Origin of the sequence: Brenneria goodwinii (genome assembly GCF_002291445.1) — a bacterium.
GTDB lineage: Bacteria > Pseudomonadota > Gammaproteobacteria > Enterobacterales > Enterobacteriaceae > Brenneria > Brenneria goodwinii.
Genome location: NZ_CP014137.1, coordinates 4,120,127 through 4,139,808 on the forward strand (window position 1 = coordinate 4,120,127; position 19,682 = coordinate 4,139,808).

Sequence of the window (19,682 nt, forward strand, 5' to 3'; positions counted from 1 at the left end):
CGTCTTCAGTCCTGTTGATTTTGCTTGAAAAGTGACGAGGTTTACTCTTGCGAATCTGCAAAGTTCGCGCCAACAGTGCGCTGGGCAAAAAAACACGCGCACTGCCGGGCAGGTAACCGTAAAAGCGTAGAAAATAGGCGGGAGAATGGCGAAAACGCGATGCGTTTTTGTGAAGCCGCACAACAAATACGCCCCGTTTAAGGGCAAAGGCTAAGCATGTTTCGCCAATCGATATGTCCACAGACGGGAACCAAATACATTGATTAGCAGCCCCAGCATAATCATCAGGGCGCCCACTATCTGTAATCCGGACAGGGTTTCGCCAAGGAGCAGCGCGGTGCTGACCAGCCCCACGACCGGCACCAGCAAAGAGAGCGGCGCAACACGCCAGGTTTCGTAACGCGCCAGCAGGTTTCCCCAAATGCCGTAACCGACGATCGTCGCGATGAACGCCAGGTAAAGCAGCGACAGAATGGTTGGCAGTTGAATATTCACCAGGCTGTCGACAATCAGCGTTTCCCCCTCGAATAACCATGAACAGGCGAAGAAAGGCACGATGGGGATTAGCGCGCTCCACACCACCAGCGACATAATTTTCACGTTACCGTTCCGGCTCATAATCACCTTGTTGCTGATGTTGCCGAACGCCCAGGACAGCGCGCCGGCCAACGTCAGCAGTAGTGTAACCAGCGTCATGCCGCCCGCCGTTTGCGTCACCGGCCGGCCTTCGGCCAGTACCACTATCCCAGCCACCGCCACCAGGATACCCGCGATATGGTTCCACCTGAGTTTTTCCCCCAGCAACACGACGCCGATCAGCAGCGTAAAAAACGCCTGCGCCTGTAAAACCAGCGAGGCAATGCCTGCCGGCATCCCCAATTTAATCGCGCAGAACAGAAAAGCGAACTGACCGAAGCTCATCGTCATACCGTAGGCCAGCAGCCAGCGGAAAGGAATGCGGGGAGCCGGCACAAAGAAGATGGCCGGTAACGCCACCAGAGAAAATCGCAGCCCGGCGAGCAGAAAAGGCGGCATACCATGCAGGCCGACCTTAATCACCACAAAATTCACGCCCCATAAAATCACCACACAAAGGGCGAGCAGCCTGTCTTTTACCGACATGATGAGCTCCTTATTTAAATAACAGCAAGAAAAATAACAGCAAGAACCGTCATCGCACATCCGACGATAACGTCCTGATAAAGAGGGACATGGGTAAACACGCTACATGCAAAATAACAGCACGAATATAAACAGATCGGCGCGATTTGAGATATTACAGATGTGATTAGCCGCTGATCGATGAGTTAACCAGCAAGGGGAATGCACATAACCGGCGTTCTCTTTTTTTCACAGACGCGCGCCCAACCGTCAACGCCCCCGGCAAACGCCATTACGCCCGACTCCACCATGGTTACGCCAGATTTAAATAGTTTATCCCTATCACAATATTAATATTATTCAATTTTATCTATTAACAGACACCCTCTAAGATGGGTCATCCGTTAATTGGATCGCTGGCTGTATGAGTAAGCCTCTTGAAAATGGCGATGCATGCTGGTGATGGAGATTCTGGCGGCGCTGATGACCACATCCGGGCCACCGAAGCGTATACCTAACCCGGTTGCAGGGAGACAGATCGGCAAAAAGCGGAGTTTCCTGCAACAAAATTTCGAGCCCGATACCAGGGACCCGGCCATCCGGCAAAACCGGATAACAGATTACTCAGAATATAGGTAGGGGATATTATGTCAACTGAAGCGAAGTGCCCATTTGATCATGGCGCCGCCGCCAAACTCACCGCCGGCGGCGGCACCACCAACCGTGATTGGTGGCCTAGTCAGCTACGCGTCGATCTGCTGAGCCAACACTCATCCCGATCGAATCCGCTGGATCCGACGTTCAACTACCGCGAAGCATTCAAGAAGCTGGATTACCAGGCGCTGAAGAACGACCTGCGTAAATTGATGACGGATTCGCAAGAGTGGTGGCCCGCCGACTTCGGCCACTATGGTCCGCAGTTTATTCGTATGGCGTGGCACAGCGCCGGCACCTACCGCGCCGCAGACGGGCGCGGCGGCGGCGGTCGCGGCCAGCAGCGTTTCGCGCCGCTGAACGCGTGGCCTGACAACGTCAATATCGATAAATCCCGACGCCTGCTGTGGCCGATCAAGCAGAAATACGGCCAGGCGATCTCCTGGGCCGACCTTTTTATCCTGACCGGCAACGTTGCGCTGGAGACCATGGGTTTCCGCACCTTCGGTTTCGGCGGCGGCCGCGAAGACACATGGGAACCGGATCAGGACGTCAACTGGGGTTCCGAAAGCGCATGGCTTGCCCACCGGCCGGCCGATAAACTCGACGATAGCCTCGGCGCCACCGAGATGGGCCTGATCTACGTCAATCCGGAAGGTCCGAACTCCAGCGGCGATCCGGTCGCCGCCGCTCACGCCATCCGCGTGACGTTCGGACGCATGGGGATGAACGACGAAGAAACCGTTGCGCTGATCGGCGGCGGGCACACCTTCGGCAAAACCCATGGCGCCGCGCCGGAATCGCATAAAGGCGCAGATCCTGAAGCCGCCGGCCTGGAAGCGCAAGGCCTTGGTTGGGCTAGCGATTACGGTACCGGACACGGCGGCGATGCCATCGGCAGCGGCCTGGAAGTCATTTGGACGCAGACGCCGGCGCAGTGGAGCAACTACTTCTTCGAAAACTTATTCAAATTCGAATGGGTACAGACCCGCAGCCCGGCCGGCCTGATCCAGTGGGAAGCCAAGGACGCCGAAGAGATCATTCCCGACCCGCACGATCCGTTTAGAAAGCGCAAGCCGACCATGCTGACAACCGATCTATCGCTGCGCATTGATCCGATCTACGAGAAAATCTCGCGCCGGTTCCTGGAAAATCCGCAGGCTTTTGCCGAAGCATTCGCCCGCGCCTGGTTCAAACTAACCCACCGCGACATGGGGCCGCGTTCACGCTACCTCGGCCCGGAAGTTCCCAGAGAAGAGCTGATTTGGCAGGATCCGCTCCCTGCCGTCACTCATCCGCTGATTGACGAGACGGATGCCGCGGCACTCAAGGCCAGAATCCTGGAGGCGGGTCTGACCGTATCCGAACTGGTTGGCACCGCCTGGGCTTCGGCCTCCACCTTCCGTGGCGGCGATAAGCGCGGCGGCGCCAATGGCGCGCGCATCCGCCTGGCGCCGCAGAAGGATTGGGAGGTTAACCAGCCCGAAAAACTGGCCCAGGTGCTGAGTGTTTTGGAAAGCATCCAGCGCGAGTTCAATCAACAGGCGGGCAACGGTAAACAGGTGTCCCTGGCGGATCTGATCGTGCTGGCCGGCAACGCCGGAATCGAACAGGCGGCGAAGTCGGCCGGCTATGAGGCGACCGTCCCCTTCACGCCCGGCCGCACGGATGCCTCGCAGGAGCAGACCGACGTCGATACCTTCTCTAAACTCGAGCCAGCCGCAGACGGCTTCCGCAACTACGAGATGGCCGGACTGACGACGCCCGCCGAGGTGGTGCTGATCGATAAGGCGCAGCAACTGACGCTGACCGCGCCCGAGCTGACCGTACTGATTGGCGGCCTGCGCGCGATCAACATCAATGCCGACGGTTCCACCCACGGCATCTTCACGGATCGGACGGGTACGCTGACCAACGATTTCTTCGTCAACCTGCTGGATATGGGGACTACGTGGAAAGCGAATCCGGCCAGCGCAAACCTGTATGAAGGACGCGACCGCGTGACCGGAGAACTGAAGTGGACCGCAACGCGCGCCGATCTGGTGTTCGGTTCAAACGCGCAGTTGCGCGCTCTGGCGGAAGTGTATGCCAGCGCAGACTCCCAGACGAAGTTTGTTCAGGACTTTATCTCCGCCTGGCACAAAGTGACGATGCTGGATCGTTTTGACCTGGCGTAATACCAAAGATCGGAACTGACCTATCTCCCGCCCGTCGCCACGCCGGGCGGGATTTTTTTGTCCGGCGATGGGGCGGTTTGTCTATCACGCATCGGTATGAACCGCACCGCGCTGACGAATCCCGCGCCGGCGCCTAATCAGGCTCAAATTTCCCATAAAAAAAGCGCCCAGATGACCATATCATCAGGACGCCTCTCTGACCGGGCGGGTTGTCTCTTACCCATCAACGCATGGTCACAAACTCTTCCGACGCCGTCGGGTGGATGGCGACCGTGTTATCGAAGTCTTTTTTGGTCGCGCCCATTTTCAGCGCCACCGCAAAGCCTTGCAGCATTTCGTCCATACCGAAGCCGATACCGTGGATGCCCACAATCTTCTCATCCTTACCGACGCAGACCAGCTTCATGCGGCATGGCTGACGATGCTGCGTCACGGCGGTGTACATGGCGGTGAAGGAAGAGGTGTAAACCTTCACCTTGTCGTCGCCATACTGTTCGCGCGCCTGCGGCTCGGTCAGCCCGACGGTGCCGATCGGCGGATGGCTGAAAACCACGGTCGGAATGTTGCTGTAATCCAGATACTCGTCCGGTTTGTTATTAAACAAGCGCTCCGATAAACGGCGGCCCGCGGCAACGGCGACCGGGGTCAGTTCCACCGCGCCGGTGTTATCGCCCACGGCGTAAATGCCCGGCACGTTGGTGTTCTGGAAGCGATCGACCCGAATATAGCCTTTCTCATCCAGCCCGACATCGATGGCGCCCAGGTTCAGGTTATCCGTCGCCGGCTCGCGGCCGACAGCCCAAATCAGGCAATCAACGGTTTGTTCCTTGCCGTTTTCCAACCGCAGCGTCAGGCTGCCGTCAGCATTTTTCACCACGGCTTTGGGGATCGATTCGGTATGCAGCGTCGGCCCTTCGCTGCTCATCACCTCAACCAGCGTCTCAACAATCAGCGGATCGAAGCTGCGCAGCGGCGACTGTTTACGCACGAACAGATGCGTTTGCGAACCCAGCGCGTTCACGACGCCGGCGATCTCAACCGCGATATAGCCGGCGCCCACGATAGCGGTGCGTTTGGGCAGGGCATTCAGTTCAAAGAAACCGTCGGAATCAATACCGTACTCGGCGCCGGGAACATCAGGCCGCACCGGGCGTCCCCCCGTTGCGATCAGAATGTGGTCGGCGGTGATTTTCTCGCCGTTGACCTCCACGGTATGCGTATCGACGAAGCGGGCAAAGCCGTGAATCACATCCACTTTGTTTTTGCCCAACGCGTTATTGTAAGACTGGTGGATACGGTCAATGTAGGCGCTACGGTTGTTAATCAGCGTCTTCCAGTCAAAGCGGTTAACCGTAGTATCAAAACCGTAATCCGGGCCATATTGATGGATCGCTTCGGCAATCTGCGCCGCATGCCACATCACTTTTTTCGGCACGCAACCGACGTTGACACAGGTACCGCCCAGATATTTCGCTTCGATCAACGCACATTTTTTCCCATACATCGCCGCGCGGTTAATCGAGGCGATCCCGCCGCTGCCGCCGCCAATCGCCAGGTAGTCATAGTGTTTAGTCATCAGAATATCCATGCTTGGGTAAATAGAGATTTTTAAAGTGTAACGTCTGAATCTAGCGCGCCGCAAAGGTTATACCTATGATTGCGATAGGAAAAAACCGCGGCGATGGTTTTGCGTATCCCGCCGTCACCGGCTAACCGAACCCGTTACTCCGCTACAATCTGTTCAACGCTCACATGCCCGGTGCCCGCCGGAACCAGCACGTTGTGCAGCCAGGGCAGCACGCTTTCCATTTGCGCCTTCAGCTTCCACGGCGGATTGATCACCACCATGCCGGAAGCCGTCATACCGTGCCGATCGCTATCCGGCAACACCGCCAGTTCGATCTGCAAAATGTTGCGAATACCGGTAGCCTCCAGATCTTTCAGTAACCGTTTGATCTGCTGCCGCAGCACCACCGGATACCACAAGGCAAACACCCCGGTGGCGAAGCGCCGGTGGCCTTCCTGAATCCCTTTGACCACCGCCTGATAATCCGTTTTCAACTCATACGGCGGGTCGATCAGAATAAAACCGCGGCGGGACAACGGCGGCAGCTGCGATTTCAACTGCTGGTAACCGTCTTCACGTAATACCTTGGCGCGGGCATCGTTCTGAAACTCATTGCGCAGCAGCGGAAAGTCGCTGGGATGCAGCTCCGTCAGATGAATTTTATCCTGCTCGCGCAGCAGCTGGCGGGCGATCAGCGGCGAACCGGGGTAATAGCGCAGTAGATCATTATGATTATAGGTGCGCACCGCCCGCATGTAAGGCGCAAGCTCGGCGGGAATGTCGTCACGCTGCCAGATCTTGGCGATACCGTCCAGATACTCGCCGGTACGCGCCGCATGCTCGCCACTTAGCTGATAACGCCCGGCTCCCGCGTGGGTATCCAGATACAGGAAGGGTTTTTCTTTTTCTTTCAGCGCGGTAATGATCAGGCTCTGAACGGTGTGTTTCACCACATCGGCATGATTGCCGGCGTGAAAACTATGGCGGTAACTTAGCATAGCGACTCTTGCTTTCCGGTGAGATATTTTATGAGAAAAATCAGTTAATGCTTTTTACTCCCCTGCACCGTTCCGCGACAATCTCAGCGTGGCGGAAAACAGAGAGAACAGGAAAGAAAAGCCATGATGCACAGTATACGGTCTGCCGGGAAAAATATCCTCACAATGCGGCATCAGGCCGCATGCCTGATGGGGAATGACTCACTTCATTATAATCTTTATACTTTTCATCATATTGTTTTTTGAGTATCGCCGCTTTTAACACATAGAAAACTATCGATATTAGCGAACATCAAGTACGATTTTCCGCCACGTGCGATGACATGGGACCTTACTGATATGGAATCAGAACACCAGCGTTGGTTACTGGCGCTTTCCGCCCCTATGGCTGCGCTCAATCTCAAATATGGCGCCAATTACGGCGTCCATTCGCTTTATCCCCCCGGATCGACCGTCAATATTAGCGACTCCTGGGGAATCGATTCCCGCGACTCCTTGATCGCCATGATCAATAGAATGACCGATGACGGCCATGCGGAGAGTCTGGCTTATCATTATTTCCTGTGGCATCACATCTCACTGGCGGACTGGCAGGATTACTGCGCCCATCAACCGCCGGAACAACAGGCGGTGATGACGTTGATCGGCGAAACGGCAGTGCTGTGCGGCGAAGGGGGAATACGCGCCTGGGATCTGGGGAGAATGAGCTTTCTGAGCCGGGTCGGCGTGTTAAACGGGTGGATTAATGAAACGGAAAGCCTGTGGATCCATACCCGGTTGGCCGACCGCGCCCGCTATTACTACCGCAGTTGGCAAAATTATTTCGCCGCCTTTTTCGTTGGCCGCACCTATTGGCTGGCCTCGGATGAAGAAGATCCGACGCTGCAACGCTATGCCCATAGTCACCACACCGAAGATCCAAGCTACATCAATCAAATCAGCTCGCTTTACACCCATCCCGACAGCCCGATTCATGACCTTGAGTGGGATGTTGATGTTTTTCAAATCGACAGGCCTGAGTCGCTATCAGGAGTAGAGATATAATGGACGCGCGTTGCTGGCAGATACTGGGCATACAGCCAACACCAGATCAAGATATTATTCGTCAGGCTTATCGGCAAAAAGTGCCGCAATTCCACCCGGAAACCGACCCGCAAGGCTTCCAACTGCTGCGTCAGGCGTACGATACCGCCTGCAAACTGGCGCAAACCCCGGCACCCGAAAACAGCGTTGAAGACGAAGCCGATACCCCGGAAGCCGATAGTGAATTAACCTCGCTACAGGCCGCCTTTGATCAACTGTTGAGTAACCCGGCGCAGCGGTGCGACCCGCAATATTGGCAACGTTATATTCACTTACTGAACCAGCACAATGTAGACGTCATTGACCGCATTCGCTGGCCCATGCTGCAACGTCTTTATCAGGAACCCGGACTCTCAAATCACTGCGCCCGGATACTGGCCGAACGTATGCGTTGGCAACAGCGCCTGCCCGAACTCGCCGAAGGCCCATCGGAGGAAATCAGAAATTTTCTGGACTCGCTTGAGCAAGACGACCTGTTCGATTTTTCAGTCTTATCGCACCTTAGCCTGCCCGCTCAGTTGCAAACCATCACCTACTTTCAGCAGGCCAACGGACTGTTTTGGAACCGTCCGCCGTTTATGCTGAAAGCCCTGCTGGGCGGCGCCACCACCATTTACTGGCCCGACACGCCGGATCTGATGCTGCGGTTGGCCCGCTGGCACAGCTATGCGCAAGAACCCAGTAGCCAATTGCGCGATTACTGTCTGCAACAGATGGCGGAAAAACCGGAAGATGATGACCGGCTGTATCTCGCCGCCCGTCACTGCTCGCTGTGCGATGACCAGCAACAAGCATTCACGCTCTGGTTCAGACTTTATCAGCGTAACGGCCATCCTCAAGCCGAACAGTGGATTCTAAACTGGTGCTTCCGCTATCAGAACGATCTGCTGCCTTTGCTGATTCATTCGCTCAATCACACGCCGGCGCCCGATCTGGCGGGTCTGCCGGTTGATGCGCCGCAACAATCCTTCTTTATTTCGCAACACAATACGCAAATGATGACGCGCTGGGGGCTGGCGCTACAGCAGTCTCCCGCCCCGCGGGCGAGAGACTATATACTGTGGAAACTGGGTAAACAGGATGTGTCGGTCATCTACCGCCACCTGTTGCAAAACGACGGCGGCGGCATTCCCCAGATGCTCTACTGGCATGCCTGCATGCTGACGCTAGGCGATGAGCGCCTGTTGCAAGACATATTGGATCAACCGCAACCGGAAGACCCGCTGCACGCCCTGATTCTCCAGGGATTACAAACGCAGGCTGCGCAACGGCTGTCATGGCTGAGGTCATCCGCGATTATTCAATCTTTCACCCAATGGCTGGCAGACCCGGCATCCCCGCTGCCTGAGGCGTTCAGACAGGAAGACTCGGCAAGTTGGCGACAGGCTCAGGCCTGGCTTCGGCAATATCGTCCGTTGTCGCCGGACAGCCTGCGGAAACTCTATAACGAGGAATTACCGCAGCAGCGGATTGAACCGATAAAAGATTGTCTGGCCGATCTGTTGCCCTATGCCGAGATCGATCTTGCCCGCGTCGAAGAAAACATCAGCGCCCGGGATTCGCTACGGCAAGCCATACTATTAACCATCATGCTGGACGATCCGCTGGATGACATCATCACCGACGCCCTGCCGACGCTGCCCCAGCCGACGCCGGCGCACCCGGCCTATTCGCTCTTTACACTATTAAATGAGGCGGACAACCAGCAGGATGAGGCGATAGCGGCGTTGAAGCAGCGGTTAACGTTGAGCGATCCGTTGCATTACCGCTATTGGCTGAAGCTGCCGGTTTCGCTGGAAGAGTATGTCGACAATCCGGAAAGCGTCTGCTTTTTAGCCGCCGACGATTTCTACCGCAGCAACCGGCATTGGCAAGCCACGCTGGCGCAATCCCCCGTGATTTATCAGCTGTTCTTTCATGCCCTTTACGCATTACTGAGCGAGGGGGAACCGGCCGAGCGGCATCGTAGCCATCTGGAACAACTGGAGGTCAACACTGAACTGGAGGAGCAAATCAGAAATGAACTGCTTAACGGGCCGTCAGAGGCGTTACCCAAGCTGTTAACACAGCTTTCCAGTGATAAAAGGATCACCCAGACAGGCGGCATTCTATGCGATTTATCTACGCAGGACAGCAAGTTGCCCGATAGTAGCGAAGAGGATTTTTTGCTCGAATACGTCAACTATCCGCATGAAAATATCACCCTGCGGTTGATAGCGAAAACGTTACTGCAACTGACCAAGCAACGGGAAAGTCATTTCAGAGCGACTGCTCCGGCCAAGGCAAGCCACGTATGGCAGTTCTGGCGCCTCAATAGCCGCCTCAACCGTCGTGGCTATCTGCTTCAGGCGGGGCTGGGCAGCATAATTATCCACTACGCAGGTCACTGGATCCCCCCGTCCATTCCCTATCACCACCTTGTGCCGCTGTTGCTGATAGTATGCAATGTCTTTATCGCAACGCGCCGACGATTTAATGATATGGGGCATAGCTCGCCGCAAAAGGGGGCGGTCATTACTATGTTGTTGCCTATATTGCTGCTGTTACCGTTAATCGGGCCCGGTTCGAAGGGGTGGAATAAATTTGGACCACCGCAGTAACAGGCAAACAGCTAAACATCCGCAAGCGGTACCGCCATGTACCGCTTTATTGAATTACCATTGTATTTCATCCAGATCCCGCTCAATACGTCGACGCGTCTCTTCAATCTCCTGCGTATTCTGCGCCGCCAGTTTCCGCTCGAACTCACGTAGCCAGTCGCCGATCAACGCGCGCTCATCCGACCGGGATTGCGCCCAGGACTTCTCCAATCGGGCCAGCAAATTGCGATTAATCAGATTGTCTCTGGGGTGGATTTTCAACGCCTTTAAGCGTTGACGGCTGGTCTGCTGTTGCTGCTGACTCAACCCCGTAGGACTGCGGTCAATCACCTTGGTGAACGTATCTCCGCTATCGGGCAAATTGACATCCACTTCAAGCAATCCGTTGATGTCATAGCTAAAACGAACATCAATAGACTGGCGACACGCCTGTGGTTTTATCGGCATATCGAATTCATCAATAAAGACGTTATTGGCGACATAGGGGCTTTCCCCCTGATAGATGGCGATGCGGATATTATCCTGACCGGGCGAGGCCGTAGAGAAAGTTTCTATCCGCGAGGTCGGTACGACGGTATTTCGTTCCAATATCGGCGAAAACAGACCGTCCTGCGTATCGTTTGCCGTTCTGATGCCTAAGGTGTACGGACAGACATCGGTCAGGATCACTTCCTCAATATCCTGTTCGCGCAGCCGACAGGCGGCCTGCACCGCCGCGCCCTGCGCAACCACCGTATCAGCATCCAGATGTTGATACGGCAGCTTGCCGAAGAGCCTAACGACCAACTTCTGAATAACGGACATTTTCGACGCCCCGCCCACCAGCACAACGTGATCCAGCTGTTCGGGCTTCAAACGCGCATCATGCAACGCTTGTTCAATCGGCGCGCGTATTCGGTTCAGCAACGGTAACCAGGCCGCTTCTATCGATCGCTCATCCGAAACCATAGGCCAGTCTTGCTCCCGCCAGTGCCAAAGCATGGCGTTCCCGGCGACAGGATAACCCGGCTGGCACTTAAGGGCTTCGGCATGACTATACAAACCAGCCAGCTCCTGTGCCGGAATATCTCGCTCATCCAGTTTCCACTGATGCAAACAGGCTTTCACTATCGCCTGAGTAAAATCCTCGCCGCCGAGATAGTTATCACCCGCCGAGCTATGTACTTCAATCAAAGGAAAAGCGTATTCCAGCACTGTGACGTCAAAGGTTCCGCCGCCCAGATCGAATACCAGAGTCCGGCCCAGCTCCTGCGTGTGCAAACCATAGGCCATAGAGGCGGCGGTCGGTTCGTTAATCAGCCGCACCGCATTCAACTCCGCCAGTTCCGCCGCAAAACGCGTCTGTTTGCGCTGCTCATCGCTGAAATAAGCGGGTACGGAGATCACCACATCCTTGATGGCGCACCCAAGAAAACTTTCGGCGTCCGCCTTGAGCGATTTTAACACCATGGCTGAAAGTTCGGTGGGGGAAAAGGTCTGTTCGCCGAGCCGGAAAGTTTTTTGACTTCCCATATAGCGTTTGAACAGCGATGCCGACAGATGGGGATGCGTAGTCAGACGAGACGCCGCGGGTTTGCCAATCAGTATGCTGCCGTCATCATCAATACTGATCGCCGACGGCGTGGAGTATTCATCCAGCGCGTTCGGGATCAGCTGCGCTTTCCCGTCCCGCCAGACGCAAATCAGGCTATTGGTGGTTCCCAGATCGATACCAATTGCCAGAGAAGTATGCTGGGAATGAGTCATGCTGTTGTTCCTTTTTATTCCCTTAACCGATGCGCGGGGGATCGACGACAACCTGTGCGGCGAAGGCAGACACCAAATTCAACCTGCCAGGCGATGGCCCGACAGTATAAACATAACCGCCTGACGCAGAAAAGGATCCCTGTGTTTTCTTGGGTGTGGATGTTCGTTTAACGCAGCGCCAAACTCAGTGTTGGCAAGAAACGGGCATGGTATTGGCGGGAAAACACAGAAGGCGGCGAATAGCGCCGCCTTCTGCGAAGAGAGACTTGCGGATTAACCCCAGACTTCGTCGGCGATGGCTTTCACCAGCGCGATTTTCGCCCATTGCTGTTCTTCCGTCAGAATGTTGCCCTCTTCCGTGGAGGCGAAACCACACTGGGTGCTGAGACACAAACGCTCCAGAGGAATATAGCGGGTCGCTTCGTTGATGCGGTTAATCACCGCCTGCTTATCTTCCAACTCGCCCACTTTCGAGGAGATCAGCCCCAGCACCACCTGTTTATTGCCGGAAACCTGTGCCAGCGGCGAGAAATCGCCGGCACGTTCGGTATCAAACTCCAGGTAGTAGGCGGAAACGTTCTCACGGGCGAACAGAACATCGGCCACCGGCTGGTAACCGCCGCTGGCCGCCCAGGATGAGTGGTAGTTGCCGCGGCAAACGTGAGTGGTCAGCGCCAGATCCGCCGGAGCGCCTTCAATCGCGGCATTGTTGGCCTTCAGATACAACTCGGCCAGCGTATTAACCTTGCCATTCTTCGGCACTTCGCCGTGGGAATGACCGCAACCGCAGCCGTCGGTGGATTTCGGCGTATCCGCCGCGCCCGAACCGGCAAATTTCGGGTCGACCAGCATGCCCCAGGTGCAATCATCCAGTTGCAGATTGCGGCAACCGGCGGCATAAATTTCTTTGATGAACGTCTGATACGCCTTGGCGATATCCGCCACCAGTTCGTCTTCCGTCGGGTAGATCTCGGCGGTCAGCGCCTTGTTATCCGGGCGCTGGAGTTCCGCCAGAAATTGAGCCGGCGACGGAACCGTCATCCGGGGCACGATACCCGGTTCGGCAAACTGGAGCAGAAATTTGAAATGTTCGACAAAAGCATGGTTCTCGCCGGAAATTTTCCCGGTCAGACGGGCCGTTTCTGGGCGTGTTTCTTTATCCGCAAACACGTATCCCTTGGAGATAGCCGCTTTTTCAACGCCGTTCAGCGCCCACATAAAGTCCAGATGCCACCAGCTACGACGAAATTCCCCATCGGTGATCACCTGTAATCCGGCGCGTTTCTGTTTTTCCACCAGTTCGGTAATCGCTTTGTCTTCAACGCCTTTAAGTTGCTCAGCGGACAATTCGCCTTTGGCAAACTGGGTACGCGCGTCATGCAGGTACTGAGGTCGAAGGTAACTACCGACGACGTCCGCGCGGAAAGGAGGGGTTTGCTGTTGTAATGTGCCCATATTGATTCAGTCTCTGTTTTTCATTTTAGGATGATGAAAAGAGACTACCACGTAACATTCCGGCCTTGAGCTGAAAACTCTTCACCAGAAATAACGAACTTGAAATTTCTTCATGATGTCGGTTGACCGCTCATCATAAAAATAGCGGAAAAGAGAGCGATGCATTCGCCGCAGCAGTGGGAGCATCAACCGGGAATACGGGTGATGAATTCATGCCAATCGCGCCCGCCGCCATTGATTTTAACTATAATTGACCTCATCTTAATGGTTAATCAGCTATTTATATCGGCCTTGTCGATCCCATAACATCAGGACTGCGCTATGACGAACCCATTACTGTCCCCCTTTACCCTTCCCCCCTTTTCCAAAATTAAAACGGAAGACATTGTCCCGGCGGTAAAAGACGCACTGGAAGCGTGCCGTCAGACCGTGGAAAACGTTGTCGCCCAGCCAGGCCCGTTTACCTGGGATAACCTCTGCCAGCCGCTGGCCGACAGCGACGATCGCCTCGGCCGGATTTTTTCGCCGATCGGCCATCTGAATGCAGTAAAAAATAGCCCGGAACTGCGCAGCGCCTACGAACAGTGTCTGCCGCTGCTGTCCGAACACAGCACCTGGGTCGGCCAGCATGCCGGACTCTATCAGGCGTACCGCAGCCTGAAGGAAGGCGAACATTACGCCGCCATGAGCGTGGCGCAAAAGAAAGCGGTCGATAACGCCCTGCGTGATTTTGAGTTATCCGGTATCGGCCTGCCGCCCGAAAAACAGAAGCGTTACGGTGAAATCGCGGCCCGGCAGTCCGAACTGGGCTCGCAGTTCAGCAACAATGTGCTGGACGCCACCATGGGCTGGAGCAAACTGATCACCGACGTATCCGAGCTGGAAGGGATGCCGGAAAGCGCGCTGGCCGCCGCCAAAGCACAGGCGGAAGCCAAAGAACAGGATGGCTGGCTGCTGACGCTGGATATGCCCAGCTACCTGCCGGTGATGACCTACTGCGCCAATCAGGCGCTGCGCGAAGAAATGTACCGCGCTTATACCACTCGCGCCTCCGATCAAGGGCCGAATGCCGGCAAGTGGGATAACAGCGATATCATGGCGGAAAAGCTGGCGCTGCGTCATGAACTGGCGCAACTGCTCGGCTTTGCGAGTTATGCCCATAAGTCCCTGGCGACCAAAATGGCGGAAAATCCGCAGCAGGTGATCGATTTTCTCTCCGATCTGGCCAAACGCGCGCGTCCCCAGGCGGAAGAAGAGTTGGCGCAGCTACGCGCTTTCGCTAAAAAGACCTACGGCGTCGCAGACTTGCAGCCGTGGGATATCACCTACTATAGCGAACAGCAGAAACAGCATCTTTATTCCATCAGCGATGAGCAGCTGCGTCCCTATTTCCCGGAACAGCGCGTTGTCGAAGGGTTGTTCGAAGTGGTTAAGCGCATCTATGGCATTACCGCCAAAGAGCGCAAGGACGTGGATGTATGGCATCCGGAAGTGCGTTTCTTCGACCTGTTTGATGAAAATGGCGAGCTGCGCGGCAGTTTCTACCTTGATCTCTACGCACGCGAACACAAACGCGGCGGCGCCTGGATGGATGACTGCGTCGGCAACCTGCGCAAAGGCGACGGCGAACTGCAAAAACCGGTCGCCTACCTGACCTGTAACTTCAACCGTCCGGTTAACGGCAAGCCGGCGCTGTTCACCCATGACGAAGTCACCACGCTGTTCCACGAGTTCGGTCACGGCCTGCATCATATGCTGACCAGGATTGATACCGCGGGCGTCGCCGGGATCAGCGGCGTGCCGTGGGATGCCGTCGAGCTGCCAAGCCAGTTTATGGAAAACTGGTGCTGGGAGCCGGAAGCGCTGGCCTTTATCTCCGGGCACTATGAAACCGGCGAACCGCTGCCGCAGGAACTGCTGGATAAAATGCTGGCGGCGAAGAATTATCAGGCGGCGTTGTTCATCCTGCGCCAGCTCGAGTTCGGTCTGTTCGATTTCCGTCTGCATGCGGAATTCGATCCGGCCAAAGGCGCGCAAATTCTGCCGACGCTGGCAGAGGTCAAAGCGCAGGTCGCGGTGGTGCCAAGCCCAAGCTGGGGGCGCTTCCCGCACGCGTTCAGCCATATCTTCGCCGGCGGTTACGCGGCCGGTTACTACAGCTATCTGTGGGCCGATGTGCTGGCGGCGGACGCCTATTCCCGCTTCCAGGAAGAAGGCATTTTCAATCGCGCCACCGGTCAATCTTTCCTGGATAACATCCTGTCGCGCGGCGGTTCCGAAGAGCCGATGGTGCTGTTCAAACGCTTCCGCGGCCGTGAGCCACGGCTCGATGCCATGCTGCGCCACTATGGTATTAAAGAGTGAATGGCGTTAAAGGATGAGTATCTGCCTGATCGCCGAGGAAGGCGCCAATAACGGCGCTTTGACCGCGCTGGCCGAGCGCTGGGGGTTGATATCCGATCCCGCAGCAATCATGGCTCTGGTGCTGACGCCGGCGCGTCTGGAATTGCGTAAACGGGACGAACCCCGCCTAGGGGCGGTCTATGTTGATTTCGTCTCGGGCACGCTGGCACATCGTCGCCGTTTCGGCGGCGGACGCGGTGAAGCGGTCGCCAAGGCGGTCGGCATTAAAAAGGATTACCTGCCCGATGTGGTCGATGCCACCGCCGGGCTGGGGCGCGATGCTTTTGTGCTGGCTTCATTAGGGTGCCGGGTACGAATGCTGGAGAGGAACCCCGTGGTGGCGGCGCTGCTGGATGACGGCTTGCAACGCGGTTATCAGGATGAGGAGATCGGCCGGTGGCTGCGCGAGCGGCTGACGCTGCTGCACGCTTCCAGCCTGCACGCATTACGCGACATCACGCCGCCCCCGGACGTTGTCTATCTCGACCCGATGTTTCCACATCGGCAAAAAAGCGCGCTGGTGAAAAAAGAGATGCGGGTGTTTCAATCGTTGGTGGGAGCGGATGATGACGCCGATGCTTTGCTGGCTCCCGCTCGGCGGCTGGCCAAAAAACGCGTGGTGGTAAAACGGCCGGACTATGCGCCGCCGCTGGCAGGCATTCCCGCGCAATCGATGCTTGCAACCAAAAGTCACCGCTTCGATTTTTATCTGCCGCAGGCACAACAATAATACCAATCCTCGCTTGTGCGAGGATTGGTCGCTATGGCATGACACCCCGCCTTAAACCTATCAGCCGGCAGCCGGCAGCCGTTTGCCGCCCTTTATTCTTCTTCTGCTTCGTCGTCATCCCGCAACGGCACAATCAACATATCGATATGTACCGTGTTAATCAATTGACGTGCGGAAGACATGAGTTTACTCCAGAAATCCTGATGATGACCGCACAGCACCAAATCCATATCGTACTTCTTGATGGCATCAACCAGAATTTGCCCCAAATCGCCGCTACCGCTCAGTGTCTGAGTAATGGGATAACCGGCATTCTGGGAAAGCTCAAGCAGCGCATGCTGGGTTTCCTCAGAGATCCGTTGCTGCATATCACCCAAATTGACGTCGATAAGCCCAGTGTAAAGATCAGAGTAATTCACATCGACGTGAATTAAAGACACTTTCGCGTTATACGGTCTGGCCATGGAGACCGCTTTTTCCACTAACACTTTGCTTTCCGGAGAAAGGTCAACAGCAACAAGGATATGTTTGTAAGCCATAATAAGACTCCTTCCGTAAAGGCTAACATTGGTTAAGCAGATTTTCTGCTGCCAATCTGATATTTAATAGCGATTTATATGATAGCACTTTGCTGCCTCACGGTATGTTTAGCAGATCACAACGCCATGCTTTAGCAAATACCGTACAAGATTACCCAGTAATGGAAAGCTAACATCTTGATTCTTCCATTAAAGACCTATTTTAAATCCTGTCAATATTATGCGCTAGTTTAGTAGAAAGCGCTTCTCTTTGCGCTGAAAGCACATAGTTTGTGCTTCCCTTCCCGGCATTACGGCAGAGAAAGTCGTCTAATGCGTCGATTTTGCTGTAACTGTAGAAAAAAAAGACGTTCCTCTTCTACAATAAAAATGAGGGGCACGCTACATCACATCCCTCAGGGGAGAAGCAACGATGGGGCCGTGATGCGTTGGTCATCCGGTCGCGCGATAAAATCACGTGGAGAACGTGTGGCATAAATATTCGCAGGCAGGCAATTGATTCTGACGAATATGACACTTATCCGGGAGGGAAGCATGATCAGTACATTTGCGCTTTTCTGGGCTTTATGTGTTGTCTGCATCATCAATATGGCGCGATATTATTCCTCATTACGCGTATTACTTCTGGTATTACGTGACTGTGATCCATTGCTTTATCAGTACGTGGATGGGGGTGGATTCTTCACATCGCATGGTCAACCAAGCAAACAAATCCGACTGGTACGCTATATCTATGCTCAGCGTTATCTTGAGCACCACGATCCTGAATTTGTGCGCCGCTGTGAAAGGGTGCGGGGTCAGTTTCTGCTTACAACCGCTTTGTGCGGATTGGTGGTTATCAGCCTGATAGCGATGCTAATTTGGTATTGAAGAGATGGGCTGTTATCGACAGTAAAAGGCGATCCGTTAAGAATCGCCTTTTTTATTTTTCGCGGGTTCTCGTCTACGGCCGCAGAGCAAGACGGCCGAAAGCCGCCTAATCAACGGCCTTTTTTCGTGACTAAATGAGTTTCAATGCCAGCCAGTACAGGGTACCCGACAATATCAATGAGACCGGCAGCGTCAGTACCCAGGCCAACAGGATATTTTTCACCGTCTTACCCTGAACGCCGCCGCCATCGACGATCATCGTTCCCGCCACCGCGGATGACAACACGTGGGTAGTGGAAACCGGCATCCCGGTATAGCTGGCGACCCCAATCGACAACGCGGCGGTGACCTGCGCCGATACGCCCTGTGCGTAGGTCATTCCTCTCTTGCCAATTTTCTCACCAATAGTGGTGGCGACCCGGCGCCAGCCCACCATCGTACCCAGTGAAAGCGCCAGCGCGACAGCAACGATGATCCAAATCGGCGCATATTCGACAGTCTGCAACAAGTCCTTACGCAGATTGCTCAGGTAGCGCTTATCATCAGACTGCGTTTCCGGCAGCTTAATAATCCTATCCATGGTATCAGCTATACACATCAGCAACCGCCGCGTCTTGCCACGATCGTAGGCGTTTAACTGCTCATAGCTTTTCAGGTTATTCAGCATATTCTGCGTCTGTTCGATAGCCATCATGACACGGGAGCTATCGCAGTAAAACTCAGTCGCGCCATTCTCATCGGCCGGAATGCTTTTTTCCTGGGTTGGAATAAGCGGCGGCGACAGATCGATAACATGCCCCAGCGCGGCGCCATGCTGAAGATAATATTCCTGCAGGTTAATCACCGAATCGCGGGTACGGCTGATGTCATAGCCGGACGCATTGATATTGACAATAAATCCGGCCGGCGCCACGCCGATCAACACCAGCATAATCAAACCAATACCTTTCTGACCGTCATTGGCTCCGTGCGAAAAACTGACGCCGATGGCCGATAAGATCAGTGCGGTGCGCGTCCAGAACGGCGGTTTGCGTTTGCCATCCTGCTTTTCACGATCGTTTGGCGTGAGATGCACGCGTTTACGTTTTTTACTGTTATTCCAGAAATTACGTAATAAAAAAACCATCGCGCCGGCAATAATCATCCCGACGATCGGCGACAAGATTAACGACAGGAAGATACTGATCATCTTGGGAATATTGAGCGCATCCATCACGGATGTATCCGTCAGCAGGGCATTGGTTAAACCGATACCGATGATAGCGCCAATCAACGTGTGCGAGCTTGAAGCGGGAAGCCCGAAATACCAGGTTCCAAGGTTCCAGATAATGGCGGCAAGCAGCATGGAAAAGACCATTGCCAGACCATGCGCTGAACTGACATTCAGCAACAAATCCGTAGGAAGCAGATGAACAATGGCGTAAGCAACGCTTAGTCCACCCAACAGTACTCCCAAAAAGTTAAATATTCCCGCCATAACAACAGCGAACTGCGCTTTCATCGCACGGGTGTAAATAACGGTAGCAACGGCATTGGCTGTATCGTGAAAACCATTAATAGCTTCATAAAACAATACAAATAACAAAGCCAGAATCAACATCAGGCTAGTGTAATAATCCAGTCCGGCAAATAAATGTAGCATAAACGTTAGGCCATTGGTGGTCATGAACGCGGCGCATTATCTGCGACAAGCGGTGGTGGGGAAAAGAGAAATATGACATTTTTTTGACTTAGCATATTATGCCATAAGGCAAAAAAG

The 19,682-nt window shown here is 54.8% G+C and carries 13 protein-coding genes; 6 read left to right on the top strand and 7 right to left on the bottom strand.

The window, feature by feature from the left end:
- Nucleotides 1-210: 210 nt before the first annotated feature.
- A complete protein-coding gene (locus ACN28R_RS18315) occupies nucleotides 211-1,122 on the bottom strand; it encodes an EamA family transporter (protein WP_048636725.1) in 912 nt (303 codons plus the stop codon).
- A gap of 626 nt (nucleotides 1,123-1,748) precedes the next feature.
- Here ACN28R_RS18315 and katG point away from each other — a divergent pair.
- Nucleotides 1,749-3,932, top strand: a complete 2,184-nt coding sequence (katG, locus tag ACN28R_RS18320; RefSeq protein ID WP_095835148.1) for a catalase/peroxidase HPI — start codon at nucleotides 1,749-1,751, stop codon at nucleotides 3,930-3,932.
- A gap of 223 nt (nucleotides 3,933-4,155) precedes the next feature.
- Here the strand turns inward: katG and gorA are convergent, their stop codons facing one another.
- Nucleotides 4,156-5,508: a glutathione-disulfide reductase gene (gorA, locus tag ACN28R_RS18325; RefSeq protein ID WP_095835149.1), complete on the bottom strand. Its 1,353-nt coding sequence runs from the start codon at nucleotides 5,506-5,508 to the stop codon at nucleotides 4,156-4,158.
- Nucleotides 5,509-5,654: 146 nt separating this feature from the next.
- A complete protein-coding gene (locus ACN28R_RS18330; RefSeq protein WP_048636729.1) occupies nucleotides 5,655-6,497 on the bottom strand; it encodes a 23S rRNA (adenine(2030)-N(6))-methyltransferase RlmJ in 843 nt (280 codons plus the stop codon).
- 339 nt (nucleotides 6,498-6,836) lie between these two features.
- Between ACN28R_RS18330 and ACN28R_RS18335 the strand changes: the two genes are divergently transcribed.
- Together ACN28R_RS18335 and ACN28R_RS18340 are read left to right on the top strand one after the other, a co-directional pair.
- Nucleotides 6,837-7,541 (top strand): DUF1266 domain-containing protein, encoded by a 705-nt coding sequence (locus ACN28R_RS18335; RefSeq protein WP_095835150.1) that lies wholly within the window; start codon nucleotides 6,837-6,839, stop codon nucleotides 7,539-7,541.
- Entirely contained in the window at nucleotides 7,541-10,180 is a 2,640-nt protein-coding gene (locus ACN28R_RS18340; protein ID WP_095835151.1) for a J domain-containing protein, read from the top strand. The genes ACN28R_RS18335 and ACN28R_RS18340 overlap by 1 nt, the downstream gene beginning before the upstream one ends.
- A 54-nt stretch (nucleotides 10,181-10,234) precedes the next feature.
- On the opposite strand, the gene ACN28R_RS18345 is transcribed toward ACN28R_RS18340, so the two are convergent.
- Together ACN28R_RS18345 and ACN28R_RS18350 are read right to left on the bottom strand one after the other, a co-directional pair.
- Entirely contained in the window at nucleotides 10,235-11,926 is a 1,692-nt protein-coding gene (locus ACN28R_RS18345; RefSeq protein WP_095835152.1) for a molecular chaperone HscC, read from the bottom strand.
- 273 nt (nucleotides 11,927-12,199) lie between these two features.
- On the bottom strand, nucleotides 12,200-13,381 hold the full coding sequence (locus ACN28R_RS18350; protein ID WP_095835153.1) for a uroporphyrinogen decarboxylase/cobalamine-independent methonine synthase family protein: 1,182 nt from the start codon (nucleotides 13,379-13,381) through the stop codon (nucleotides 12,200-12,202).
- 321 nt (nucleotides 13,382-13,702) lie between these two features.
- Between ACN28R_RS18350 and prlC the strand changes: the two genes are divergently transcribed.
- A complete protein-coding gene (gene prlC, locus ACN28R_RS18355) occupies nucleotides 13,703-15,745 on the top strand; it encodes an oligopeptidase A (RefSeq protein ID WP_095835154.1) in 2,043 nt (680 codons plus the stop codon).
- A 13-nt stretch (nucleotides 15,746-15,758) separates the two neighbouring features.
- Nucleotides 15,759-16,514 (top strand): 16S rRNA (guanine(1516)-N(2))-methyltransferase RsmJ, encoded by a 756-nt coding sequence (gene rsmJ / locus ACN28R_RS18360; protein WP_095835155.1) that lies wholly within the window; start codon nucleotides 15,759-15,761, stop codon nucleotides 16,512-16,514.
- A gap of 92 nt (nucleotides 16,515-16,606) precedes the next feature.
- Here the strand turns inward: rsmJ and uspA are convergent, their stop codons facing one another.
- Entirely contained in the window at nucleotides 16,607-17,053 is a 447-nt protein-coding gene (uspA, locus tag ACN28R_RS18365; protein WP_048636733.1) for a universal stress protein UspA, read from the bottom strand.
- A gap of 534 nt (nucleotides 17,054-17,587) precedes the next feature.
- Between uspA and uspB the strand changes: the two genes are divergently transcribed.
- Complete coding sequence (gene uspB, locus ACN28R_RS18370; protein ID WP_048636734.1) at nucleotides 17,588-17,923, top strand: universal stress protein UspB; 336 nt, start codon at nucleotides 17,588-17,590, stop codon at nucleotides 17,921-17,923.
- A 130-nt stretch (nucleotides 17,924-18,053) separates the two neighbouring features.
- Here uspB and pitA read toward each other — a convergent pair whose 3' ends face one another.
- Nucleotides 18,054-19,565 (bottom strand): inorganic phosphate transporter PitA, encoded by a 1,512-nt coding sequence (gene pitA, locus ACN28R_RS18375; RefSeq protein WP_095835845.1) that lies wholly within the window; start codon nucleotides 19,563-19,565, stop codon nucleotides 18,054-18,056.
- Nucleotides 19,566-19,682 lie beyond the last annotated feature (117 nt).